General features: G+C 59.1%; 26 protein-coding genes and 3 pseudogenes. 17 read left to right on the forward strand and 12 right to left on the reverse strand.

Features of this window, described 5'->3' with window-relative positions:
* Nucleotides 1–7 precede the first annotated feature (7 nt).
* Nucleotides 8–1132, reverse strand: a complete 1125-nt coding sequence (locus CK489_RS28470; RefSeq protein ID WP_143278248.1) for a hypothetical protein — start codon at nt 1130–1132, stop codon at nt 8–10.
* A gap of 460 nt (nt 1133–1592) precedes the next feature.
* Here CK489_RS28470 and CK489_RS28475 point away from each other — a divergent pair, with 460 nt between their 5' ends.
* Both CK489_RS28475 and CK489_RS28480 read left to right on the forward strand, forming a co-directional pair.
* Nucleotides 1593–2849, forward strand: a complete 1257-nt coding sequence (locus CK489_RS28475; RefSeq protein WP_158226515.1) for a WecB/TagA/CpsF family glycosyltransferase — start codon at nt 1593–1595, stop codon at nt 2847–2849.
* Nucleotides 2846–4075 carry a glycosyltransferase family 2 protein gene (locus CK489_RS28480; RefSeq protein ID WP_095734582.1) on the forward strand — a complete coding sequence of 410 codons (1230 nt, stop codon included), beginning with the start codon at nt 2846–2848 and terminating at the stop codon, nt 4073–4075. The genes CK489_RS28475 and CK489_RS28480 overlap by 4 nt, the downstream gene beginning before the upstream one ends.
* A gap of 20 nt (nt 4076–4095) precedes the next feature.
* Here the strand turns inward: CK489_RS28480 and CK489_RS28485 are convergent, their stop codons facing one another.
* Nucleotides 4096–5043, reverse strand: coding sequence for a glycosyltransferase family 2 protein (locus CK489_RS28485; protein WP_095734583.1), 948 nt, complete (start codon nt 5041–5043; stop codon nt 4096–4098).
* Nucleotides 5044–5569: 526 nt separating this feature from the next.
* Here CK489_RS28485 and CK489_RS28490 point away from each other — a divergent pair.
* Nucleotides 5570–6388 (forward strand): response regulator transcription factor, encoded by an 819-nt coding sequence (locus CK489_RS28490; RefSeq protein WP_095734584.1) that lies wholly within the window; start codon nt 5570–5572, stop codon nt 6386–6388.
* Nucleotides 6389–7198: 810 nt separating this feature from the next.
* On the opposite strand, the gene CK489_RS41030 is transcribed toward CK489_RS28490, so the two are convergent.
* Nucleotides 7199–7615 carry a hypothetical protein gene (locus tag CK489_RS41030; protein WP_143278249.1) on the reverse strand — a complete coding sequence of 139 codons (417 nt, stop codon included), beginning with the start codon at nt 7613–7615 and terminating at the stop codon, nt 7199–7201.
* 546 nt (nt 7616–8161) lie between these two features.
* Here CK489_RS41030 and CK489_RS28500 point away from each other — a divergent pair.
* Both CK489_RS28500 and CK489_RS41495 read left to right on the forward strand, forming a co-directional pair.
* The gene (locus CK489_RS28500) at nt 8162–8341 is read left to right on the forward strand and encodes a hypothetical protein (RefSeq protein WP_095734586.1); all 180 of its coding nucleotides are present in this window, start codon (nt 8162–8164) and stop codon (nt 8339–8341) included.
* Between the two features lie 73 nt (nt 8342–8414).
* Entirely contained in the window at nt 8415–8567 is a 153-nt protein-coding gene (locus CK489_RS41495; protein WP_158226516.1) for a hypothetical protein, read from the forward strand.
* A gap of 613 nt (nt 8568–9180) precedes the next feature.
* Here the strand turns inward: CK489_RS41495 and CK489_RS28505 are convergent.
* Together CK489_RS28505 and CK489_RS28510 are read right to left on the reverse strand one after the other, a co-directional pair.
* A pseudogene (locus CK489_RS28505) lies at nt 9181–10218 on the reverse strand (glycosyltransferase family 4 protein).
* 137 nt (nt 10219–10355) lie between these two features.
* Nucleotides 10356–10565: a hypothetical protein gene (locus CK489_RS28510; protein WP_095734587.1), complete on the reverse strand. Its 210-nt coding sequence runs from the start codon at nt 10563–10565 to the stop codon at nt 10356–10358.
* Between the two features lie 283 nt (nt 10566–10848).
* On the opposite strand from CK489_RS28510, the gene CK489_RS28515 reads away from it, so the two are divergent.
* Together CK489_RS28515 and CK489_RS28520 are read left to right on the forward strand one after the other, a co-directional pair.
* Nucleotides 10849–11352 carry a YciE/YciF ferroxidase family protein gene (locus CK489_RS28515; RefSeq protein ID WP_095734588.1) on the forward strand — a complete coding sequence of 168 codons (504 nt, stop codon included), beginning with the start codon at nt 10849–10851 and terminating at the stop codon, nt 11350–11352.
* Between the two features lie 131 nt (nt 11353–11483).
* Nucleotides 11484–11999: an inorganic diphosphatase gene (locus CK489_RS28520; protein ID WP_095734694.1), complete on the forward strand. Its 516-nt coding sequence runs from the start codon at nt 11484–11486 to the stop codon at nt 11997–11999.
* Between the two features lie 452 nt (nt 12000–12451).
* Here CK489_RS28520 and CK489_RS41500 read toward each other — a convergent pair whose 3' ends face one another.
* Nucleotides 12452–12598, reverse strand: a complete 147-nt coding sequence (locus CK489_RS41500; RefSeq protein WP_158226517.1) for a hypothetical protein — start codon at nt 12596–12598, stop codon at nt 12452–12454.
* A 412-nt stretch (nt 12599–13010) separates the two neighbouring features.
* Between CK489_RS41500 and CK489_RS28530 the strand changes: the two genes are divergently transcribed.
* The 3 genes from CK489_RS28530 to CK489_RS28540 all read left to right on the forward strand — a co-directional run bounded on the left by CK489_RS28530 (nt 13011) and on the right by CK489_RS28540 (nt 14948).
* Nucleotides 13011–13916, forward strand: a complete 906-nt coding sequence (locus tag CK489_RS28530; protein ID WP_095734590.1) for a DUF6328 family protein — start codon at nt 13011–13013, stop codon at nt 13914–13916.
* A complete protein-coding gene (locus CK489_RS28535) occupies nt 13903–14505 on the forward strand; it encodes a cysteine hydrolase family protein (protein WP_095734591.1) in 603 nt (200 codons plus the stop codon). Before CK489_RS28530 ends, CK489_RS28535 begins: the two co-directional genes overlap by 14 nt.
* A gap of 86 nt (nt 14506–14591) precedes the next feature.
* The gene (locus tag CK489_RS28540; protein WP_095734592.1) at nt 14592–14948 is read left to right on the forward strand and encodes a PRC-barrel domain-containing protein; all 357 of its coding nucleotides are present in this window, start codon (nt 14592–14594) and stop codon (nt 14946–14948) included.
* 346 nt (nt 14949–15294) lie between these two features.
* On the opposite strand, the gene CK489_RS28545 is transcribed toward CK489_RS28540, so the two are convergent.
* Together CK489_RS28545 and CK489_RS28550 are read right to left on the reverse strand one after the other, a co-directional pair.
* The gene (locus tag CK489_RS28545; protein ID WP_095734593.1) at nt 15295–16146 is read right to left on the reverse strand and encodes a hypothetical protein; all 852 of its coding nucleotides are present in this window, start codon (nt 16144–16146) and stop codon (nt 15295–15297) included.
* A gap of 172 nt (nt 16147–16318) precedes the next feature.
* The gene (locus tag CK489_RS28550; RefSeq protein WP_095734695.1) at nt 16319–16555 is read right to left on the reverse strand and encodes a hypothetical protein; all 237 of its coding nucleotides are present in this window, start codon (nt 16553–16555) and stop codon (nt 16319–16321) included.
* Between the two features lie 276 nt (nt 16556–16831).
* Here CK489_RS28550 and CK489_RS28555 point away from each other — a divergent pair, with 276 nt between their 5' ends.
* The gene (locus CK489_RS28555) at nt 16832–18103 is read left to right on the forward strand and encodes a DUF892 family protein (protein ID WP_095734594.1); all 1272 of its coding nucleotides are present in this window, start codon (nt 16832–16834) and stop codon (nt 18101–18103) included.
* A 26-nt stretch (nt 18104–18129) separates the two neighbouring features.
* Here CK489_RS28555 and CK489_RS28560 read toward each other — a convergent pair.
* A pseudogene (locus CK489_RS28560) lies at nt 18130–18704 on the reverse strand (SDR family NAD(P)-dependent oxidoreductase).
* Nucleotides 18705–18829: 125 nt separating this feature from the next.
* On the opposite strand from CK489_RS28560, the gene CK489_RS28565 reads away from it, so the two are divergent.
* The 6 genes and pseudogenes from CK489_RS28565 to CK489_RS41040 all read left to right on the forward strand — a co-directional run bounded on the left by CK489_RS28565 (nt 18830) and on the right by CK489_RS41040 (nt 22494).
* Complete coding sequence (locus CK489_RS28565; RefSeq protein ID WP_245350520.1) at nt 18830–19210, forward strand: low affinity iron permease family protein; 381 nt, start codon at nt 18830–18832, stop codon at nt 19208–19210.
* A gap of 166 nt (nt 19211–19376) precedes the next feature.
* Nucleotides 19377–19754, forward strand: coding sequence for a response regulator (locus CK489_RS28570; protein WP_095734596.1), 378 nt, complete (start codon nt 19377–19379; stop codon nt 19752–19754).
* A gap of 622 nt (nt 19755–20376) precedes the next feature.
* Nucleotides 20377–20598 carry a hypothetical protein gene (locus tag CK489_RS28580; RefSeq protein ID WP_095734598.1) on the forward strand — a complete coding sequence of 74 codons (222 nt, stop codon included), beginning with the start codon at nt 20377–20379 and terminating at the stop codon, nt 20596–20598.
* Nucleotides 20599–20728: 130 nt separating this feature from the next.
* Nucleotides 20729–20953: pseudogene (locus tag CK489_RS42380) on the forward strand (Hsp20 family protein); the annotation flags it as partial.
* Nucleotides 20954–21032: 79 nt separating this feature from the next.
* Complete coding sequence (locus CK489_RS41035) at nt 21033–21569, forward strand: hypothetical protein (RefSeq protein ID WP_143278251.1); 537 nt, start codon at nt 21033–21035, stop codon at nt 21567–21569.
* A gap of 586 nt (nt 21570–22155) precedes the next feature.
* Nucleotides 22156–22494, forward strand: coding sequence for a hypothetical protein (locus CK489_RS41040; RefSeq protein ID WP_143278252.1), 339 nt, complete (start codon nt 22156–22158; stop codon nt 22492–22494).
* An 812-nt stretch (nt 22495–23306) separates the two neighbouring features.
* Here the strand turns inward: CK489_RS41040 and CK489_RS41895 are convergent.
* Genes CK489_RS41895 through CK489_RS28605 form a run of 3 tightly spaced genes read right to left on the reverse strand, consistent with a single transcriptional unit; the run spans nt 23307 to nt 24133 of the window.
* Complete coding sequence (locus tag CK489_RS41895; protein WP_198961042.1) at nt 23307–23480, reverse strand: hypothetical protein; 174 nt, start codon at nt 23478–23480, stop codon at nt 23307–23309.
* Between the two features lie 34 nt (nt 23481–23514).
* Nucleotides 23515–23802 carry a hypothetical protein gene (locus tag CK489_RS42385; protein ID WP_245350521.1) on the reverse strand — a complete coding sequence of 96 codons (288 nt, stop codon included), beginning with the start codon at nt 23800–23802 and terminating at the stop codon, nt 23515–23517.
* Nucleotides 23803–23812: 10 nt separating this feature from the next.
* Nucleotides 23813–24133: a hypothetical protein gene (locus CK489_RS28605; protein ID WP_095734697.1), complete on the reverse strand. Its 321-nt coding sequence runs from the start codon at nt 24131–24133 to the stop codon at nt 23813–23815.
* Between the last annotated feature and the right edge of the window lie 50 nt (nt 24134–24183).

Here is a 24183-nt window from a genome sequence, read left to right on the forward strand (position 1 = left end):
GAGGGCATCAGTGCTCCTGCTTCGCCTCGACTGCCTCGAGAAGTTGCCAGGGGAACCCGCGAAGCCGATTATTGCCGTCAGGATAGCAGGCAGCCTCGGCGTAGCCGTCGGGACACTGCAGAATGCCACCCGAGCCGAAGTATGGATCGGTCCGCCCACTCGAAAGCGGGTTCTCGGCGTAGAACACAACGGCGCCCGCTGTGTCTCGCACGACCATCCCATATCGTTGTGCGGCGCGGGCCAACATCGCTGCGTAAGGATCCATGTCGATCTCATCAAGATTGACGGCACTTGGAATACGAAACGTCGTGCCTTCAGGGATCGCTTCGGGATCATTATCCTCGCCGTCCGTGCGTTGTGCTGGATAGGACCAGATCGATCGGCGCGCCTGGGGGACGGCTATGTGAATGGCGTGATTGATCTCTCCGCGCCTCTGTTCCGCGATCGTGATTAACCCGCCAAGCAACGCCAAGCCGGTTGCTGTCGCGCCAAATTTGTATCCCTCGCTGGTTGTCCGGAAATACCCTGGACTAGCCGCAAGATCGTCGATCCTGCCACCCCACGAGGCCCGCCATTCATCCACGGACCCGCCGGAAGAGTTGGCTGTCTTTCGACCGGTCCTTTCCATACCCCAAAACTCCCAGTATCGCCCCGTCGACGGCTGGTAGATGATCGCCTCAGCATCACTGCCACTTGATGGACGAAATTCGCTGGGCAACGGGACGCCGTCCCATTGTTGCTGCAGCCGCTCGAACCGCCAGTCCGGGGTCGCTGCCCGTTCCGCCCGAACACGGACAGTCGCCTGATCGTGAGAGACAATGTACAGCGGCGGCGAGTACCGATTGATGTTCACCGACGCTATTCCGTAATGCGTCTTGATCTGCTCCTGGAGCGCGGCAACCCACCTATCGGAATGCGTATCGCGCGGAGCGTCCGGGGCCAGTCGGGCGTGAACGTAGCTCGCCGCAGCGAACTCGTGACCCGGGATCATGATAAGTGACGGCCGATTCTTTGCATCGACGGCTTGTCGCGATGCACGACCGCTGTCTGCCACCGTTCCAGCGCAGATCCCGATTCCAAGGAGAACGACCGTGCCGGCAACATAGACACGGCTGGTAGGTGGACGGCGCATTCCAGGCCTTCTCTCTCAATTATCGGACGCTCTTCAAGCTCCGCGCAAAACAGTAACGCCTTTGCCTTCGGCCAGATTTCGCGACCCGTCGAGAAACATGAGGGCATGCGTAGCGACACCGCAACGGCTTCAAAGTGACTAGTCCTTTCGAACGCTTGCAAGCAACTCGCTGCACGCGATCGATTCCGTTCCGCAACGATCCACGACGGATTTCGTCGCGCAATCGCTCCGACATTCCATTGCCGGCTGCTTCGCTCGCATCCTGACGGCATATCGGGACGGACTAGTCGACATTGCCCACCACCCAATACGTGAGAGCGGCCTTCGACAGGGACGCGGATGACTACACTTATCCGCGTGCTCCCGGCGAGGGCACGACACCGCGCGCCGTTGCGGCTCCGCGACCCGTCATGCGGGAGATAGTGGGTACAGCTCTATGAATGTTGCTTTGCAATCACAAATGACCGATCACGGACATGGCGTCCACATTCCAATCATTCCCGATTTCTCGCGCCAAGTCGTCTGCATCGAGGGGCTGCTCTGCGACACGGTTACATTCGACGAAGCCAAACAACGCCTTCTCGCATCAATCAGAGAGACGCGGCGCTGCAACCTTGTTACACCTAACGCGAACTTCTTGCGTCTGATACGCTCTGACCCGGACTTCAGAGACGCCGCGTTGGCGAGCGACCTCTCCATCATTGACGGGATGCCGCTGCTCTGGCTCGCGCGTATGCTCGGAATTCCCGTTCAACAACGCGTATGCGGGTCCGACCTGTTTGATGCTCTCCAGGCTGACGCCGGGCGGCGTATAAGCACCTTCTTTTTCGGCGCGACCGACGATGTTGGCGAACGCGTGCGCAAACGGCTTAGCGAGATCAAGTCAGCTATCCGGTGCGCTGGCACGCTGTCTCCGGGTTTCGGATCCGTCGACTCGATGAGCACCCCTGCGACCCTTGACACCATCAATCAGACGACTCCTGATCTCTTGGTCGTATCGATCGGCGCCCGCAAGGGACTGCTGTGGCTTAGTCGAAATGAGCAACGAATCTCGGCACCCGTTATTTGTAACCTTGGAGCCACGATTAACTTCGTTGCCGGAAGCGTCAAGCGCGCGCCCCTGCTCTTTCGCCGGTTGGGAATGGAATGGCTGTGGCGTATCAAGGAGGAGCCCGCACTCTGGACCCGATATGCCCTCGATTTGGTGACCTTGACCTCAGTCCTGCTTCGTCAGGTTCTGCCCAGGGCGATCCTTTGTAGTGCTTATCGGCCCTCAGTGACGCAACTGGCCACGGCGCGCGTTCGACGTCATAGGCGCGGCGAAGATGAGATCCTGGAATTCACCGGTGCATGGACACAGCGGAACATCCTGCCGGTCCGTGCCGCATTTACCGCAGCATGCCACGCCAAACGCAACCTGGTCGTAGACCTAGATGGCGTGACTCACCTCGACGCCATGTTCCTGGGTCTGCTTCTGCTCGCCTATGGACATCAACGCCGAATGCACCGCGCATTCTCGATCGACGCTTCAGGTCCCCGGATAAGAGCAATGCTACGCTTGCACGGTTGCGGCTATCTGCTTCTCGCCGGCCCCGCCGCTTCGGATACAGGTGCGACGACCCAGTCAAGCGAGGCCATGGGGAGCCCTCCAATCGCCAGAAAAGCAGAGAACCGACCGTGCGAGGCCCGCGCCTTGGATAAGCGCCCCTCATCATGACGCTCACCATTCTGAACTTGCTGATAGGGCTCGTCTCGATGCTCTTGACCATTGTTACGCTGAGTTTTGCTGCGCAAGCTGCCGCGATGATTTTTATCGATGATCACCCATTCACAGCCTCGCCGTGCTGCGCCGCTGTTGCGGTGCTGGTGCCGGCGCACGACGAGGAGCAACACATCGAGGCGACGCTTTGTCGGATTGCGAGCGATCTGGCCCCTGGCGACCGACTGCTCGTGGTGGCCGACAACTGTACCGACCGAACGGCTCTTCTCGCCGCAAAGGCCGGAGCCGAAGTGCTCATCCGGACGGATTTGGAGCGGCGCGGCAAGGGCTTTGCACTCGCGGCCGGCCTTGGCGAGTTGACCTCGGCACCCCCCGATGTCGTCGTGATCATCGACGCGGACTGCCAAATCAGTGGCTCCGGCGTCGCTTTGTTAGCCCAAGCCTGCCAGGCCACAGGCGCGCCGATCCAGTGCCTGGATCTCATGATCGCCCGCCCCGACAGCCCCGCGCCGCCGCGATTGGCTGAATTCGCCTGGCGCATCAAGAACGATTTCCGCCCACGCGGCTACGCCCGCCTGGGCCTACCTTGTCAACTCCTTGGGACTGGCATGGCCCTACCCTGGGCATTGATCAATCAAGAGCTGTTCGCAACTGGACATCTCGCTGAGGACCTCTTCCTCGGACTTGAACTAGCGATCTCAGGCCATCCGCCGCGCTTCCTTCGTGATGTTCGCGTGACTAGCTATTTCCCGGACACGCAACGCGGCCAAGCCCAGCAAAAGCGGCGCTGGATCCACGGACATCTCGGACTCATCAGAACCCATCTTCCCCGTATCGCGCTGCATGTCTTCCGGACGCGAGACTTACGGCTGCTCGCATTGGCAGCCGATCTCCTGGTTCCACCCATCGGCATTCTGGCGCTGGCAAATATCGCAGTCCTTATCGTCTCCTTGCTCTATCTGGTTCTCATCGGCCCAAGCGTAGCATTGACATGCGTTGCCCTTGAGTTCTTCGTCTTTGCGTTCTCCCTAGTCAGCGCCTGGTTCGTCTCCGGCAGGGACTTGATCGGCTTGAGGGAATTCGCGCAGGTTCCGCTGCACCTGATGATGGTCGCGTATTCTGCATTCGCCTTCCTCTGCGGACACCGAACCCGATGGGTTCGAGCCGATCGGCTGCGTGCAACTGCCCAATTCACCAGGACGCCACACGGGGCGGAAGACTAATCTTGCCGGCCGCATAAGCCTCAAAATCGACTTGCAGCCGCTTGCCTCCACGCGAATACCGTTCGGCCTGCGAGCGTCGTCCTGGCCAGCCGCTTGAGAAAGCGGCTCAAGTCATAGCGCGGAATGCAGTCCTGAAGCAGGACTTCCCGTGCCTCCTCGTACCGCCCCGAGTCCAGCAACTGGCGCGCGTGTTCCAGCATGAGAAAGTTTGCATAACGCCTGCTGCTGTCCTTCAGACGCTCAGGAACTGTGCCCTCCCGTATCAAATTCGCCAAACGCGATGCGAAAAGCGGGCACCGCCCAGAGACCTGACTGCCTCCCAGCGAGAGTGAGCGCCCGTCATTGTAGGTCGCGGATATCGCAGCATTATATGAGAAGGAGCCTCGGCAGGCTAACCTGCACCACATGTCAACATCCTCCCCTGTCGAGATGCCTTCAGCAAAAAGCCCTGCGGCCAGAAATTCGTCTCGTAGCACCATGATCGAGCTCGAGCTGATGGGATAAGAGCCATTGGAAAGCGCAAACGAGAAATAGTCATCAATCTCCCGCGCCGGCACACGAGGATCGATTAGAGGACGGCCTGCCCTGCTCTCCAGCCGCAGGTTACTGAAGACGGCAATCGCACTTCCGCCTTCGCCAGCTCGCCAAAGCTTCACGAGGTGGTCATGCGACCATAGGTCATCTGCGTCCAGCAGCGCGACCCATTTGCTACGGGCAGCTCTAATTCCCCGATTCCGAGCGGCGGAAACGCCAGCGTTCTTCTGCTCAATCAACCGACAATGTGGCAGGCCGATCGACTTCACCAGAGATCCGCTGCCATCTGTCGATCCATCGTCGACAACTAAGATTTCGAAATCAACATTGGTCTGGCGAGAGGCAGCCCACAGCGTACTCAGCACGCGATCTGCCTTATTGTACAAAGGTATCACGACGGTGACTGAGGGCGTCCGCTCGGTGATCAAGCGCATTTGTCCGACCTATGACAGCGACAGAGGCCGCGGCTTCTGCTCAATTCATAGTCAGTCTCGGCACATGCGCACAGTCGCGAACTCGTATTAGTTCGCTGGGACATTCCTACCCGACGGACTTAAGTTCGCCTGCAGGCGCGACCGGTAAATCTCGCGCCAGGTTCCAGACGAGTTCCCCGATATGTCCCGTTACGACTGGCGGTAGGATCCACTAAGTCGAGCCTCGGAAACGGTCCGCAGGAACTTTCTGACCTTACGAGCGTCCAGCATTGGTCGGGCGCACGTGCGTTCCGGAGTTCCAAAATCTCGATGTCACGCGTTTTGGGCGGATTGCGCCAGCTTCGCGGCATTTAAGGATCCGCTGATAGTCTGAGTAAAATGCAGCGTACATGAACAAGCTTATCTTATGTAATTGGAGCGCGTCGGATATCCAGTTTTCCTGACGCCAATAGCACCAAGAACAATTGCATGCCCCTGCTTGAAATGCCTGATCGAGTCTTTAGTGATTGCATGAGGATGTTAGGACATGTCGAGTGCTGCGATAGTACCAACGTTCATCCTCCAAATTGATGGGTTATTTCGCGAAGGCCTTCGACTTATCCTTTCGAGAACGCGCTTTTTTCCACACGGCTGGGGCGCCGAACTCGATGAGCTGGACGCTGTCCCCAACGACGAAACGAGCTTGTTTATAGTTGGGGTTGCGCAGAGGCATGAGGTCGTTTTCAAACGAATCCGCGCGCAATATCCGCTTTCTTTCATTGTAGCCGTTGGCGACGAACGCGCTCCTGACTGTCTGGCAACTGCGCTGGAATCCGGCGTCAATGCGGCCCTCTTTAATTCCGTCGCCCCGCACGTCCTTTTAAACTGTCTGAATTCCGTTATCGACGAACATCTCATTGTCGTCGATTCACGCCTCTGGCCGCTTGCGGCCGTCAGATCACAAACCGTCGCAACGCTATCTCCGGAATCGTCTCAAGATTATGCTGTTGGGGAAGATTGCGCGCTACCAAGCTTAAGTTTGCTGTCCGCTCGCGAGGTGGCAATTCTGAAGCGAATTGTCTTGGGAGATACCAACAAGCACGTCGCGCGTTTCTTTGGAATTGCCGAGCCGACGGTTAAGGCTCACGTCAAGGCTATTTTTCGGAAGATAGGAGCGACGAATCGTACCCAGGCAGCAATTTGGGCGGTCAACAACAAGCTCCTGGACAACAATCATGACCTACAGCCGGAACCTTACCCACCGTGCAGGCAAACAGCAGACGATAACCGCAGATCTCTGGGATTGAACGCGCTTCAACCTGCAATGAACGGCATGACTACCGCGGCCCGCGCGAAGGTCGTTTAGCACTTGCTGCCCAGGTTCACCGTCTTTGAACTGGAAGCAATCCTCTCCACAACCGCACTTTGCAGCGATTGTGCTCGACCTCAACGAGGAAGACGGAAAGATCGCCGAAAACCCCGGTCATATCCGCTAAACTATGGAATGATGAAATGACGCGGTTGGTTATCTTCCCCGCTCCTTTGCACAACTCGGCTACTTCACCTTCTCGGAGCGCCGTTCGCTCGAAAATCATGCTGGCCGGGGATCAATAGAACAGATTGAAGGACGGCCCCAGTAACGGCGGCTGAGGAGGAGGCCCTGGAGCCGTCCGTCTACGAGGTGTGAAGCCACGCAGACAACTGAACAATGCTCATGCATCAGCCATCACCGCATTTGCTTATGTGAAGCAAGACGTGGTCATCTCGACATGAATTCCAGATTGCGTGAGATCTCATCACCGCAGAAATCGCGATGCCGCCCGTTCGAGCACGGTGCACCTCTGCCGTACGGGTTGCTTGTGGATGCTGGTTCATGCGTGCATCTGCCACGGATCTCACGGGGTCCGGGCAACGCGCAGATACATCGCCCCGCCGATGGGAACAATGCCGCCGCGGCGCGTTAATCGACCATGCCTTGCGATCTCTTTCCGCGCGATGCCAGTGGCTTAAATGCCTAGCTTCTCGACCCCGGCATGCCCCGCCAAAGCCGAACTTGCCGGCTCACTGCAAACTCGCGTCGGGCAGTCCGCTATGCTCGCGCTCGGGATCATCTACGGCGACCTGGGAACGCGATCGGCGCCAGATCAGTGGTAAAAAAATCGAGATAGGAGACAGTTCACGCTGTTCGCCGATTGGGCCGATCTTTACGGCGGCGGCGCCTCGGTGAGTCACGGCGTCTCCGGGCAAGATCAGGTGATCGTCCTGTTATCGTGGCCAACTGCGCAACTTTGGTATCGCACGCCAAGTCATCTGATCCGGCCCGTGGCACTGTTTGTGCAGCGACAGTTGTTTCAAGCACAGCAAGGAATTGTCGCCCCTCTACCGTAATTTCCCAGCCTTCCTCGTCACGCAGAACATACTTGGCTGAAAAGATGTTCAGGCCAGGCGCATGTTCAGCGAGGCGCTTCATGCGATCGGTCCAGTCTTTGCCGCTGTTCATCAGAATTTCTACGGCTTGTCGGATCTGTGCAACGGAACTCCGCCCGGCCGTCTGGCCGGCCAGCACTTTCAAGACCGTCAACTGGAAGCTCACCTTTGTGCCCCCCGGCGCCCGATCGGCTTGATCGGACCCCCACCCTAGCGGAACGAAGCCAAGCTGCGATTAACATAAGTTAGGCGCGCCGGCGGGCACGAGGAAAGCCAGCACCAAGAGCAGGCGGCGTGGCGTCGATCTAAAGCTGGCCGCCCTTTACCGGTCTTGCCGCACTATGAGCATCGGATAGCTGGCCGGCTCAAAGCTTAATCCGTCTAAGTTCCCAAAATCCGAAAACCCTTCGCTTGTCGAAACCTATCCCATGTTAAGGCGCCTTTCCTATGACAAACGAAAGTTTGTGAGGAAGAAATGGAGAAGAAGCGTCGTAACAGGGTCAGACAAACAACATCGCTGAGCTTCATGCTCAGTCAGCTGGCACAGAGCGCCCGAGCTCGGGCCGCGGCTGTGTCGCCCGGTCTTGACCGCGAAAGCTTACTGAGAAAGGCGCACGAAGCGGACCGAGCCATGGAAATGGAGCATCTTGTCACTACCCCAGGCATCGACTTGCCACGCTAGCCGGCTGCCGCAATGATTTGGTAGCGTCCCATGAAGATGGTTGCTGAATATCTGGAATGCGCACATCAGTTTGAGCGCATGGCGACCCATGAGACGGATCCCAAGCTCAAGGCTGATTTTGAGGATCAAGCACTGGCGTACTACAAACTCGCGGCGAACCGAGCTCGCGAAATGAAACTGTCGCTGCCAGAGCGCAAAGACACATCCTGATGAACCACTCGGACGCGGAAACCCCAGCCGAAACTCAAACTATCGCGGCGAATTGTCGGTTTAGGAGGACACCATGAGCCGAGCAAATCTCTTGAGACAAGCGGACAACGCCGAGCGCCACGCTGATCAAACCACAGACGAGGAAATGAAAGCCGCGCTGAAGAAGGCCGCGGAGGATTATCGGCGCGAGGCCGCGCAGGAGAATGACATTTCGACTAGCCCGTAGGAACTCTCCGCATGGCCGCTGCTTGTCGTAGTGCGCTGACCTCATTCGCCCCCAAGGCGGTCGTGCGCAAGCCCCGCCCCGAAACGGCGGGGCTTTGTTTTTGGATAGGATCTCGCGGCTTCCTGTCAACTTCTTGGGGGGACCCGGCTTGCCCGCTCGACCGACCATGAGGCCGTGGCGCGGTTGCCGGACGACATGATGACCAAGGCGCTCGCAGCCAGCACGACTTGCAGTGGCCGTGCGTTGTTCCGAGCCTCAACCGATTGACTATTTGCCCCGCGCACCGACTCCTGCTTTCTGGTCCGGCATGGGCTTGGCATCGGCATTACTTTCAAGGGTGCGGGCCGTTTTTCTTTAGGAACGAGCCAGATGTGCCTGGGTTGTTCTCGCGTTCCGGCTCTGCACCCTGCCGGGCAGCGTCTGGACGACAAAGTGCAACTGGCCCCGGCTTGTGCCCCCTCGCCGGGGCCGAATCTTTGGGATCAGCACCGAAGTTCGCACTTGGCCAATGGGAGTAGATCGCCAATCTGCCGGAGCACTTCAGTGGACTCCTCGACGGAATGGTCGTCGTGCCGGTCCATCAAGTTAGCACTCGCGCACCGATCCGCAGACTCTAGGCCGGCCCTATGGTCGCAACCAATTGCCGGTAACAATCTTCATATTCCTTTGCCATCCGCTTTGCCGAGAAGCGTTCCTCGAACTTGGCGCGGATCACCCTTCTGTCAAGTCGGGGCAAATCTCGTATCGCGCGAATGGCCTCTCCCGCATTATCCACAATGAAGCCCGTGACACCATGCTCGATCACTTCTGGGACCGATCCTGCTCGATAGGCAATCACGGGCGTTCCGCAGGCAAGCGCCTCGATCATGACAAGACCGAATGGCTCGGGCCAATTGATCGGAAAAAGCAAAGCGGCAGCTTCGCTAAGGAACGGCTGCTTCCTCGATTCATCGACCTCGCCAACGAGCTGCACTGACGCGTCGTCGACATGCGGCTCGATATGCTTTTTGAAATAGGCGGTCTCGCCTCGCGGCAGCTTGGCGGCGATACGCAACGGGAGCCCAGATTCGCGCGCGATGTAGATCGCATCGTGCGGTCCCTTTTCCGCGGTCAACCGACCGAGAAACGCCAGATAGGATCCCCGCTCGTAGCCGGGGCGGAAAAGGTCCACGGGAAGACCATGTTGCACCGTGCGGATCCAGCTTGCAGCGGAGAGCGGCTCTCGCTGGTTGTCGGAGATCGATACGAAGGGAGCATTTGGAAAAGCCTGTACGGCGTCGGAAAATCCAGGAAGATCAAGCCGGCCGTGCATGGTTGTGACGAAGGGCACACCGATCCGCCGGAGCAACGGAAGCGGCAACCAATCGACATGGGAGTGGACGATGTCGAAGTCTGTGTGCCGGCTCGCGATCGCCTCGATCAGGAGCGCGCACGCGGCATTGGGATCAACGCCTTTCCGCCCGAGACGTAATGCGCGAGGCAGAACCGGGTGGAGCTTGCCCTTGGTCCTGGAATCGCCACTAGCGAACAGTGTAACGTCATGTCCGAGTTCGATCAGTTCGTCCACCAACCAGGCGACGACCCGCTCGGTGCCGCCCTAGAGCTTTGGAGGGACGCTCTCAGCGAGAGGGGCGAGCTGAGCGATGCGCATGATTCACTCACCCGCTCCGAACACCGATCGCACCGTCAACACGAAAATCCCGGAGAGCAGAGAAGAAATTGCAAACACCGTCCAATCGGGTCGCGCCGTTCCGGCAACGATGCGCTCGAGCAGCGCTTGCGGCCGCCTCAGCATTCGTCGCCCGGAAGCCGCGCGAGATAGGCCAATCCGAAGCTCGCGAGTTCTTCGGCATCGCCGTCGCGGATCTCCCAGCCTCCATGCAAATGGCGCTCAAGGAGACATCGGCGACTGTCCGCCTCATCGATTCCGGAGTGGGTGGCGCGGAAAACGCACCAAGCGGTATCGACCGCTGTCCGCAGTGTGATTGCATCTGCCATTCACAAAGCTCCGAGCGTAAATCCTCTTGCTCAGGCAACTCGGGATCACGGCAGAAGTTGCTAGTCTTTCCCGATCTGGACGGCGCCGGCCGTCCCTGGCTCACACCTGCCTCGGCGAAATTCGGCGTTTACGGATAGGCAAGCACTGTCCTCTAGGTCGGGGGCACAGCCGTCTGGCGATCTGCGTTGCCAGTTCCTAGGATGAGAAAGCGGCCTGGTTCGCGTAGGAACGCCTTGTCCTTGCATCCGTTTCCTGTGCGGGCTTCAACACAGGGAACAAGCCATGGGACTGTTCACGAAGGATATCAAGACGCTGAACGACCTCTTCGTGCATACGCTGCGGGATATTTATTACGCCGAGCAGCAGATCACCAAAAACCTTCCGGACATGATCGAGAAGGCAAGCGATCAATCACTGAAGAAGGGCTTTCAGACCCATCTCGCAGAGACAAAGAATCAGATTGCTCGTCTGGAGCGGGTATTCAAAATGCACGGCGTCGCGGCCAAGGGGGTCAACTGCCCGGCGATCGACGGAATTCTGGAAGAAGCCAGCGACGTCGCCGGCGACGTCGACGACAAGACGGTGCTGGACGCCGCGCTCATCGCCGCGGCCCAGGCTGTCGAGCACTACGAGATCACGCGGTACGGATCGCTCATCGCCTGGGCCAAGAAGCTCGGACGGGACGATTGCGCTTCGGTCCTTCAAGAAACCCTCGACGAAGAAAAGGCAACGGACAAGAAGCTGAATGACTTGGCTGTGAGTAGCGTCAATCAAAGGGCCGCTTGATTCCTGCCTGACACGCCGGCCGCGGCAATGGCGCGGCCGGCACGATTGACGTCCGAAAGCAGAGCCCTGAAACCGATGAGCTCTTGGAGTCGATGCCAGGCGACCTCGCACCGTACGGAGCGGATATTGATATGACGAAACTTGCCAAGCTCCCTACCTGGGCGGACGATGAGCACGTCTTCGCCGTCATCGAGACCCCCCGCGGGAGCACATGCAAGCTCGAGTTCGACCCCAAGCTGGGGGCCTTCACCTTGGCAAAGCCCCTGATGACGGGCCTCAGCTACCCCTATGACTGGGGTTTCATCCCGTCTACCAAGGCTGAGGACGGCGACCCCCTCGATGTGCTGGTTATTCACGACGCCCAAACCTATCCGGGCGTTGTTCTCAAATGCAGACCGATCGGCGTGCTGGAGGTCGAGCAGGAGAGCAAAGGGAAAAGGGAACGTAACGACCGCGTATTCGCCGTGCCGGACCGTTCCCCGCTCGAAACAGATCTGAAGGATATTCGCCATCTGCCCTCGCGCGCTTGCCAGGAACTCGAAGCGTTCTTCCGCGCCACAAACGCTCTTGAGAAGAAAGATCTGACGTTCCTGGGTTGGCGTGGGCCAAACTCCGCAGCCAAGACGATCAAGCGCGTCTCGAAGTAGGGAGTTGCGAGCGGCAATTGGGAGATCGCAGCCGGCCGGCACGGCGAACCTACGCGACAGGCGATTTGCCCTCTGGCAACGCGTTTCTGAAGATCCGATTCACATAGTTCAATGACGGCCGCTTGTCTTCACGGCAGATTGCTAACTGTCGCTCTGGGGATACCTTTCAACTGCTCAGTGCCTGGATCGGCCAGCTTTTCGTTCGGATCCGACCCGCTGGCTCGTGCGGAAATCACTCTCAATTAGACCCACACGGGCAAGACAGTCCTCCCCGACGGGTTTCGCAATTCAGAAGCGGTGAGCCGTGAAAAAGACAGTTGAATCGCACTCGGCACCTGAACTTGATGCTGAGGCGACAGTCGCGCTCGACAGGGCGCGCGCACTGCCCCCGGGACCGGCCCGGAACGAAGCAATGAAAAGCGCTGGCGCTCTTCGAGCGGCTGCGGACAAAATTATCGGTCCTCGATTGCCTCGTCGCGGGCGTCCTCCGAATTAATCGGGCTAACGTTGAGCGGCTGGCGGACATAACCAGATTGAATCCTCCATTTGAATTGATTGCCGGTTTTTCCCAACGCCGCTTTCATGGACGCCTCGTCCATTTTTGGTTCCAAGGCCGCAAAAACTTTTCACCGTCAAAAATTATCCTATGTTGCTGAAAAACAGCACGATCACTGGTCTGTTCCTCGCGCGAATCAATTGAGGACAGGCCATGGGAAAGAGGCGCAACCGGACCAAGCAAGCGACCTCGCTGACGTTCAGACTAGGTCAGCTGGCAGAGGCAGCGCGAGCCAGAGCGTCGATCTTGCCGCCCGGGCCAGAGCGAGAGCGCATGCTGCGGAAGGCGCGCGAAGCGGAGAGCACGATTGCAATCGAGCAATTGGTCACAACCCCGGGAATTGAATTACCCAGTTAGACCCCATTGTCCTATTGCTCTCTGGAGTGTCCTATCCCCGACAGCACCCCGTTCTATGTTGGAACCACCAGGCGCGACAGAAGGTTCATAGCAATGCGATGACCAAAGAACTGGATGCCAAGCTCAAGACCGCCCTCGATGAATCCCGCCTTCTCATCCTAGGCGCACAGGTTCTATTCGGCTTCGCCTTTCAAGGAGTGTTTCAGGAGCTTTTCCGGGACGTTTCCCCAGCCGGGCATTCGCTTCAGTGCGCTGCGCTGGTGCTGCTCTGTGGCAGCGTTGGTCTCCTGATCGCCCCCTCCATGTATCACCGCATCGCCTGCAATGGCCAAAGCCGTCACCAAGCGTTACATGTCACGACAAGCCTTACCGGCTGGAGCCTTCTGCCACTGACGCTTGGTCTTGGCGCTTCCGTCTTCGTCGTGTTCGATTTTCTCGCCGGGCCGCAGCTTGGCGCAGCCCTGGGGGCGGGGTTGGCCGCAATCGGGCTCGGCTTGCTCTTTGGGCTCGGGATGGTCTTGCGACACAATGCCAAGTCGCTGCCGCCAGAGAGCGGAACGCCGCTCAAGACCAAGATCGAACAGCTTCTGACCGAAGCACGCGTGATCATCCCCGGCGGACAGGCGCTGCTCGGCTTTCAATTCGTAGCGGCGCTGACCAGATCGTTTCAGTCCTTGCCCGACTGGATGCAGGCTGTCCATGCGGCGGGGCTTCTGGCCGTCGCGTTCTCGGTTCTCCTCCTGATGACCCCCGCATCGCTGCACCGCCTCGCCTATCATGGCGAGGATGATCCGCAATTCTTCCGGATCGGTTCCGCTCTCGTGATTGCAGCCGTGCTTCCCCTGGCGCTTGGGATTGCCGCCGACATCGCGGTGGTGATTTACGTCGTAAGCGAGAGCGCCCGCACTGCTATCGCGATCGGCACGACCGCGTTCTCCTCGCTCCTGGCGGTCTGGTACGGTTTTCCGCTTTGGCACCGGAGAGCCCGGCATGGGACGGCTTAAGGCATCACCCGGCGATCGCGCCGCGCATCTCTGCATCGACATGCAGCGCCTTTTTACCGAAGGTGGCCCATGGCCCACGCCGTGGATGCCGCGCGTTGCACCGATTATTCAGGAGATCGTTGCCCGCGCGCCCGAGCGCACCATCTTCACGCGCTTCATTCCGCCGGTTGAGCCCAGGGATGCAGCTGGCATGTGGCGCGCCTACTATGAGAAATGGCCGAAGGTGACGCGCGGCATAATGGATCTTGATCTGTTGCGTCTGGTACCAGAGCTTGAGGGTTTCGCGCCCCCCGCTCATTCCATCGACAAGCCGGTCTATTCAGCCTTCGCAACAGGTGCATTGCGAACCTACCTAGTGGAAAAGCATGTCGATACGCTGCTCGTGACCGGCGCCGAGACCGATGTCTGCGTGCTTGCATCGGTGCTCGATGCCGTTGACTTCGGTTACCGCGTTATCGTGGTGAAAGACGGCTTGTGCTCCTCGTCGGATGCGGCCCACGAGGCCTCGCTCCACCTTTACGCTCAGCGTTTCGATATCCAGATCGAATTGGCGGAAGCAGGTGAGGTGCTGGATACCTGGCGGCCTTAATCTCCCGCGACGCTTTTGCAGGCCTAGGAACGAGCTTATCACACCGGCGTTTGACGTTTTTAACCGTGCAACTCTGGGAGACAGCAATGGCAGAACGTGAGACAGGAAGTCTGATCGGCAGTGACAAGGTCGAAGGCACCGCGGTTTATGGAGCCGACAAGCAGAAGATAGGCAGCATCGAGCGCGTCATGATCGACAAGGTGTCGGGTAAGGTCGCTTATGCAGTCCTGGGCTATGGCGGTTTCCTCGGCATCGGCGATGACCACTATCCAACACCGTGGTCAAGTTTGACTTATGACACCAACCTCGGCGGATACCGCACCAACATCACCAAAGACCAGCTGGACAAGGCGCCGCGCTACACCAACGACAATGACTGGAACTGGAATCGAGAGAATGATCGCCGCGTCTACGATTACTACCATGCCTCGCCCTACTGGTGAGCCGGGGCGGTCGCAGTATCTACGCTGACGAAGCCCGGCGCTGTATGCGCCGGGCCGCAGGCGCGGCTGCGACGTTTGGCCTACACCCCTTCTCTCGCTGGATTGCCCATCCGCGCGCTAGATTGATGAGGCATTAGGCCTCGCTGCTCGACGACTAGACCGTTCAAGCAACTCGACGACTAGACTGTTCAAGCAACGCGCGCTGCCGGCGAGAGCAGCGCGTGTTGCTTGAACGTCTTTATGCCACCTAGTGGTGCAACAGCATGATCAGAATAATGAGCGGAATCGGGATACCAAGGAGCCAGAGTAGAATCGGCATGATGATTTTCCTTTCGTGAGATTGCGGTCAGCGATTGATAGCCGCCTCGCGGAACGGGTGCTTGCTCCATGTGCCGTCTCGGAGACCACCGCCTTCGGTGGCAGCAAACGCGGCGCAGAACGCGCCGATGAAGAGCGACAATGTCAGCCAGATCGCCATCTGCATCGCAGCTTTCCTGGCCTTCTCCATGTCGGTCTTGACCTGCGTCACAACGTCATTGACGCGCTTTTCCGCGTCCTGCTGGTTCAAGCCCGTTCGCGCGGCGACCAATTTGGCCGCATAGGATCGGTCGGCGGGAGCAAGATCGTTTCCATTGCGAAAGCTCGACGTGAACAGACGAATCATCTCGGATTGTGCGTCGGATGAACTTTGCTGGACTTGAGTGGACGGGTTGTCGGGCCTCAACAGCGTATCGACATAACCGTCCATGAATGATGATTGCATGGAGCCCGCAGCAGCTTGGGTCGCCCCGCCGAGCGTTCCACCGATGAGCGAACTTGCCGGCGTTGCAAGGAGGGCGGCGCCTAGTACGGACGCGAGCGACCAGGCGAGAAAGCCATGCGCGCTGTCGCGGAATAGCACCTCTAGGCGCCGCAAACCGATCCACTTCGTGCGCAAGCGCCCGGCGAGATAGCCGCCAACTGACGACGAGATCATCGCCATTACGATGAAGAATAGCCCAGTGCCAATCTCAAATGTCTTTGTGGAAACGCCGGAACTGCCCCAAGGTGAAACCACGGCGAAGCCCATGCCTGCGCCAAATGAAAGCAGGACAAGCGTCAGGGCCAGCGAAGCAACAGCGCCGGCCGCCACGGCCGCCCAAGAAACACCGGGGATAGCGGGCTCAATGATCTCGGTCTCGCGAATTGTCTCGGCCATTTGATCCTCTCGGCGCGGTTGCAGGGGCAATACGCAGAATGGATCGAAGGTTCCTATTACTAGCAGTTGGGAAATCCAATGCGGTTGCTCGAGATGATCGGCGGCGGACGGCTTCCTATGGAAGCGCCGCCCGCCAATGCTCGCCCAGGCAACGCGGCCAACTGAGACGACCTCACTGTTCCAGCTCTTTACGGATTTCGTCCCGGTGTTGAGTAAACAGCTTCTGACTTGCGTAAAAGCTGTTCAGGACATTCGTCGCCTGCTTCACGCATAGACCCTGGCTGGCGAGCTTTTCGATCCGCTCCCGCTGCTCAACGATGCGTCGCTCACCTTCGGCAACATGCCTTTCAGCCAGCTCCAAATGATGGCGTTGTACCTCGTGGTAGTGCGATTGAAGTTGGCTCGCCATGGCGAGGGGCTCCATCGTTTGAAGACGGAGCGCTCGGTCTCTCAGTCGCCGACGCCTTCGGCCAGCATCCTTGTCGGCGATGGCCGTACAACCGAGACCATGTGGGTTGCTACGGGGAACTGGCTTATCCTAGGGAAAACCGGGTTCTGCGTTGCGAGGCTGACCACGACGAGCGATAGCGATGCGGCCAGGCATCTATTCCTGACGTCCTTTAGGAACGAACGCTGCGGCAGGGCCGTTCGGACCCGATCCCCGCTCAACAAGTCGGAGTTCTCAATGTATCACCACGTCAAGAAGCTGATGTTCACCGTTCGCGTCGACGAGCCGGACCCACGCTTCGGCAACATGCTTCTCGAGCAGTTCGGCGGCGCAAACGGCGAGCTCGCAGCGGCCATGCAATATTCCATTCAGGGCCTGAATTGCGAGGACCCGGACCGCAAGGATCTCCTCATGGACATTGGCACGGAAGAGCTCAGCCATCTGGAAGTGGTCGGCACGCTCGCCCGCATGCATCTCAAGCCCTCGAAATTCGACCGCCATGCCGCCGAGGCCGATCCGCTCATTGCAATCGCCGGTGGCGGCGGGGTCAACTTGTTCAACTCGCAGGGCAGTGCCTGGACCGCCGACTATCTCAAGATCACCGGTGAACTGGACGTCGATCTGCGCAGCAACATCGCCGCCGAGGCGCGCGCCAAGATCGTTTATGAGCGGCTGATCAATTTCACCGATGATGCCGGTACCAAGGATGCCCTGCAGTTTCTGATGACCCGCGAGATCACCCACATGAAGGCATTCTCGCTTGCGCTTGAAAGCTTGAGCAAGCCGCCCTTCAGCATCGGCCGTATCGCGCCGACGCCGGGTCTGGTCAATCAGTACTTCAACGACTCGACCGGTACGGGCGACCATGGCGAGATCGATACCCGCGGCCCCTGGAACGAGGGAAGTGACTGGGTGTTCACGGAGTCACCCGCCATCCAGGCCACCGAGCCTGGTCCCGCCGGCGCCATCGTCACGGAAAGCTCGCCGCAAACGGATGAAGCCGGCCTCGGCGATCTCCTGATCGACGAGCTTCGCGACATTCTGCACGCCGAAAAGCAGTTGACGAAGGCGCTCCCGAAGATGGCGCAGGCGGCCCGCTACGACCAGCTGCGCGAGCTGTTCGAGCAGCATCTCGCCGAGACCGAGGGCCAGATCGAGCGCATCAACGAGTGCTTCGAGCTCCTCGGCAAGTCGGCCCGCTCCAAGCCGTGCAAGGGCATGATGGGCCTGATCGAGGAAGGAGAGGAAATCGTTGGCGAAGGCGAAAGGAAGGAAAATGCAGCTGCTGACCTCGCGCTGATCGGCGCCGCGCAACGAGTCGAGCACTATGAGATGGCGAGCTATACCACAGCGCGCAATCTCGCTCAGCAACTTCGCCACAGCGCGATCGTCAGTCTTCTCTCCAAGTCGCTGGCAGAGGAGGAAAATGCCGACCAGTTACTGAATCAGGTGGCGCGCTCGCTGATGTCAGTCGCGAAGATGCCGGCGTCGGTCGAACTGACCGAATAGCCGAGCAAACCGGCGCCGCTAACGAGTTACTGTGGTGGGGATCCCGAAGATCCCGGCCGAGCCAGCTGCGTATGGCAGGAAGGGAAACTGCATAATCTCGGAGAGCTGCCAGCGGCGCGCGATCGTCGCGACCTTCTTGCTGGTGCATTGGTGGGTGGCAAACGCGCGCATAGGTGGAACATGGCACGGATATTGGTTTCGAACGTGAATTGCCACTCCTCATCACTGATGTCGCCGATATCCTTGAATGTCGCCTGGTGCGCAGCATTGTTGACGAGAATATCGACCCCGCCCAATTCGTCGACGGCCCGGCGGACGATACCGCCGCAATGTTCAGGATGCCGAACGTTACTGGAGATCAGAACGGCTTGCGTCCTTCTTTTTCGATCTAGCTCTTGACCTCGGTTGCGTCCTCAGCCTCGTCGAGACAGGCAACAACCAGATCCGCCCCCTCCCGCGCATAGGCGATCGCGACCGCACGTCCAATACCGCTATCGCCGCCCGTGATGATCGCTTTCAGGCCGGTAAGCCGGCCCGATCCGCGGTAACTCTCTTCCCCATGGTCCGGTCTTGGATCCATCTTGCGGGTCAAGCCCGGCATCGGCTGCTTCCGAGGGGGAATGGCGGCTTGGGGATATCGGTCATAGCGATCTCCAAGGTAGGACTAACCAACCGCCGGCTTCCCCCTGTCGTTCCCACACCTCGGCGGCGGCGCGGCGTCGCTTGATGGCAGAGCGCGATCCACGCCGCATTGGAACGGCCGCAGTGGATCATCGTTCCCGCAGAATGTCTTTTGCATCAGCCAAGGGTTGGCTTACCACGCTGGGCACGGCGACGGCACGACCCGTCGCATTCGCCATCTTCATGTTGTACTCCATCGCCTGGATTGCTTTCGGCAATGGGCTCGAATGGCATTCATTTGCCACGCTGGCGACGTGGGGCATGACCTTGCTCATCCAACGGGCCGAGCATCGCGACACGCAGGCCATTCATGCCAAGCTCGACGAACTGTTGAAGGCTAGCGGACATCCGCATCTGATGGAAGTCGATGACGAGGACGCGGAGGAAGTTGAACAGGAACGAGAGCGCGTGCGACGCAACCGCTGAGATTCGAGCGAGTGCTCTTTTCGCGTCCTGCGCGTCTTGTTGGTGGTCAGTACACATCCTGAAACGGCAAGCGATTGAGGTCGTTGGCGGTTCCCCTGTGAGGACCTGCCGGGGGCTCGATGCGTTCTTTCTCAAGGTGATCCATGGCAGTCTTGAAGGGTGATCCATGGCAAAGCGCAAAATTCTCATTGTCGAAGACGAGTACTTCATCGCAGACGACTGCGCTCACGCGGCGCGAAGCGCTGGCTTTCAGGTCATCGGCCCATTTGGTAGCGTGACAGACGCCATCAGCAATATGCCTGACGACGTCGATGGCGCGTTGCTTGACGTCAATCTGCAGGGTTCAAAGGTCTATCCCCTGCTGGACAAGCTGCTATCGCTGAACATTCCCGTGGCTATCTACACGGGATATGAGCCACAGAATCTCCCAGCGCAATATTCGTCCCTGACGATCGTGACCAAGCCCGGCAACTGCATCGATGCAGTACGAAGCCTGACATTCAAGATACAGAAGCTCGGGAACGGTGACATCACCAAAGGATGATCACACTACGCGCCCAGAGTAGATACGCCCCCGCTCTCGATGCGATTTGGTTCGCACTAAGTTCGGTGCGTTCGAAAAAACGGCCCTTGTGCGGGGAGCAAGGAAGGGCCGAGTTTTCCAACAATGATCGCCCAATGCCGTAGCGGCAACGGACCGTTGACAACCTGGGCGACGTCCACCCGTTCCAATCTTGTTTTCCCTTGAAGTGCTTGTTTTTCCTTAGGCTCGGTGAGCACTGGCATGGCGAGGGTGGCGTAAGACCTGACGCATCGGGGCAAGGCGGCTCGGGCCCAGGCAGCGACCAGGATGGCACCCGCGTGTCGCCTGGCGACAGGAGATGGGGCGTCCGGTTTGACATCGAGCGACGGCCCGCACGTCAAGCCAGCTCGACGAACCCAAGCTGAGATTGCGCCCAGCGCAGCCTCAGTCTTTGTTTGTGTTTGTGCTTTGCGGTGAACACAAAGTAACGGCCCCAGCACCTCGTGGGGCCGTGGGGGCCGGTGCTGGTGCTGGAGCCGTCTGCCTCGGAGGCAGGCAACTCATCATAATTGAGCCGAGAGTTCCCGCATTTGCATGCGTCAATCACTGGAGAAAGAAGTCAACTTGATTGCGGTTATCCTCGATGCAACCCGCGCAGGAAATCCATCAGGTTCGCGTTACGACCGACGACGGTGAGGTCCAGATTTGGTTCGCGGCAACCCCGCTAGAGGCTGCGCTCGATGGGGTGCTCGATATGGTCCCGGAAGGATGGACGGTCAGCCTCATCCGGAGACAGCTCGGCGCGGATCAAGTCGCGGCACTGAACATGACGACCGGCGAAGTCCGTCGGCACCATCCGCTTTGAACACGGGGGGGCGCGCGAGGCTGACCGTGAGAGCCGACCTTTAAGCCATGCGACTCGATCGTCGGGCCACCATTCCCTTCCAGGAACATCTCCGAGTGGCAGGCTTCTGTTTTCATTGGCAGCCATCAGCGACAAGACCGATCGCGAGTATCTCTATCAAGGCATCTCGACGCGCAGCTTCAAGCGGCAGTTCAGCCTTGCCGACTATGTCCAGGTGAAGAGCGTAACCTTCGACAACGGCCTTCTCAGGATCGAGCTGGCATGCGAAGTGCCGGAGGCCATGAAGCGGCGGCGCATCGCGATCAATGCGCCCGCGAGCAAGACGCCGCGCCAGATTGAAAGCGTCGCCGCCTGATTGCAACCGGCGAAGCCGCAGCCGACGGACGGATGCGGCTTCGCTTCCTCGTTAACTCGTCTTTCGAACGGAGCCACCCATGCGGCCCGTTTGTAACATTATTGGATTCAGCCTACCTGATCGCGACCGCCGCGACTACGATACCCCGCATGACGTGGTGCGGGATGCTCGCCTGAGCCTGGCCGAGAAGCGGGCTTTGCTGGCGTCCTGGGCCTCGGACGCCAGCACCGTTGCGTCGAACCCGGTGTTGCGCGCACCCAAGGAGCTGAGATCGCCTGTTCCTGCCGGCGAGATCTTGGCCGCGCTGATGGCTCTCTACGGCGATCCGCCCCGCGAGCCTGCGCTCCGTCGACCGCTGCTTGGCTGCTTAGGGGGCAAGATGATGGACATCAGGCTTCCGAAGCAGGTAATTGCCCGTCTCGAGGAAAGCTGGCAGTCCAGATTTAACCGGACGGCGCGGATTTGTTCGGCGACTCCCGATCACCGGTTTGAGCGATTACGCGCTCATCGCAACAACGTCCGGTGCTATCGGCGGCTGCTGCAGACCCAGCTGCGGACCTCGAACGCGTTCATGCAAAGGCGACTGCTGAAGAAGCGGCGGCAATGCGCGGTCTGACACCCGTCGCCTTGCCGCTTCCGGCTGCGGCAGAAGATGGCGCAGTTCGAAGAGAGGCTTAGCCATGAATAATAACTGGCTGATCAGAGGCAGCAAGTAGAGCGAGCAACATCTCCTGGGTACCGACGTTTAAGAGCGCCTCCTTCAGTAGGAGTCCGACAGCGGCGATGCGTCGCGACTAGGCCTTGCGATTTCACGGGCCGCGAGGTCGCGCGCTACTGAATCGTTAATGGAAGAACGCCCCAGCATCCACTTGTTGGGTTTACGTCTCGGCAACGATCAGTGATTGTCGCGCTCCCGCTCATTTAACGGCGAAGCAGGCGCATTTCGCCGCTATGTTCCAATTCCCTCTAATGCGCGGAGAAAGCGGCGGCTTCAAACCTCGCGCCCACTCGCGAGTGTCCCAGTGTTGAGCGTTTGAGCCGATCCAGGATTGGTCGGATCTACATCGAGAAGAATAACGCTCCGATGTCCTACCGGGACAAAGCGGTACTGGCCGAATATCGCTGCGGCGCCTAGCGGCGCATTTGGAACCGCTCCATGTCGGCGGCGTTTGCCAGTAGGTTCGAACGCTGAGATCGCCGACATGAAATGGATTCTGGTTGTATTGGTTGGTGGCGTAGCACCAGTGCAAACCGATCTTGTATTCGAGAAGCTATCGGATTGCCTGACCGCCGAGGAGCAGTTGCAGCACACCTATGCCGATGCCTACGCCGCCCTAAGTCAACGCTTCATTATGGATGAAGACCGGTTCAACCGGCGCCGCAGTCGCGACTACCGCCGGGTTCGAGAAGGTTCGACCGGAAAACTTGCGAATTCCGGAACTTGCATTCCGCATAATGGCACAGATCAGCCAATTACGTCGCTAGACAATCAAGCAGCACCGAGGTCTCAGGCGCCTGCGCCAAGCTCAAAACCACCATAGCATCAACGATGCGCTCCCGCGTTTGCTTCCGACTGAACGATCCAAAAAATCCCGACGCCCGGTGAGGACCAGCACAGTTTTCGCGAAAGCGGTCACACCATTTCGATTTAAGCGAACTAGTTGCAGACAAAAGCTTATGTTGCGCTTATTGCTCGGCACCGGCTTGATCTTAATCAGTTTGACGGCCACTGAGAGCGCTCGGGCGCATGGTGCATGTCATACGACGGTCTTTGGCGTATGCGTGCGTGATGGGTGGCAAGAGGCTCGTCCAGTTCGTAATGAATGTCCCCACCCCGCCCTGCGGTCACTACTATCGATCGGCGCGCCCCTTAGCCGCTTGCATTCAACGTTAAGGGCGGCTGTCGATCCGGGATCGTCCGCTCGCTGCATCGCTCGCCCTCTTCCCCTTTCGCGCTTTAGGAACAGCAACGCGCATCCCAAGTTGATTTTGGGATGAGAGGCGAGGAGCACTCCCGTGCCCATGACAATGGCATGCGCCAAAGACCTTGAGCTCATCGCTCTGCGGGAGCTCCGCAGTCTTCCCGGCGGAGAGCATGTCTGCCACGTCGAAATTAATCCCTCCGGTACTGATTGGACCTTGGTGGCGGTGGTCCGTGATGGGGCTGACCCTGAGCAGGTGCTCGTAGCAGCAAAGGCCACCGAGTTGAGGCTGAAGCAGCGGTACTTGGTGCGATTCGATTGGTGAGCTAGCGATGGAACTCGGGAGGTGCCACCTTTTCCCGATCCTTAGTCACCCGGGTACGGGCGTCCTAATTGTCGGAGTGCAAGGCCAAGCCTTGCACTCGCTCTTGCTAGGCGGCCTGTTGGCCGAGACCTCTCAGGGCGTCGATAAGTCTCTGCTCCTGCTCGATCCTGCGTCGGAAGCGCTCGCGCTCGTCACTGGTCGCGACGCCTCGCAGTAAGAACTGGTAGTGCCCGATGATCTTTTCGCTGCTCCGGACCAGGAATTCACGAACATCACTCATGTTGAAGCTCCCGCTCGGACAGCGGCGAAGCGGTCTATCGCATTGCTTCGATCGTGGGCGCAAGCGGATCTCCGGCTTGCGCGACGCGTCCAAGCGCCGCCTGCTCTTCCTGAAGCCGCGTCTCGATAAACCGGCGCTCAAGGTCGGTTAACTTGGTTTGCAGCAGACGGCGATATCGACGGATATTGCCTTGATGCGCACGCAGCCGCGCTAGCTGCACATCCGTGCTCTTAACCGTCCCGAGCCTCGACCGGTCGAAGCGGCTCGACCAGCGGCGTTCAATGGCATCGACGGTGTGCTTTGGCAGCCTGATCTGTTCCATACGCGCCTCCTCATGCAGCCAAGGTCCGATCAATGGACCGCAACCGCTTCGGCGTGCTCCCCGGTGGATGGCGGGGACCGCCATCCAGTGCGCAAAGCGCTTCGAAGATATCGTCGATGCGAACGGGAGCCTTCAGGCTACGGGAGGCTCGCAAACCAGGACAGGATGCGATGGCAGAGGCATCGGACGCCCACGAAGCGAGGATCGCTCGCTTCTCCGACAGGCTGAGCGTCGGATCGGCGACGACGTCGTTCGGGTGGTCGAACACCGTCTCGGGATGAAGAAGCGCATTAATCTCGAAAACATTGTCGTGCGCGGGCGTCGTCCGCATGGGGGCCTCCATTCTTGACGCAGGGATGGTGCCGCGCGGATAAGTCCGCG

The organism is Bradyrhizobium sp. UFLA03-84, from assembly GCF_002289535.1.
GTDB classification, from domain to species: domain Bacteria; phylum Pseudomonadota; class Alphaproteobacteria; order Rhizobiales; family Xanthobacteraceae; genus Bradyrhizobium; species Bradyrhizobium viridifuturi.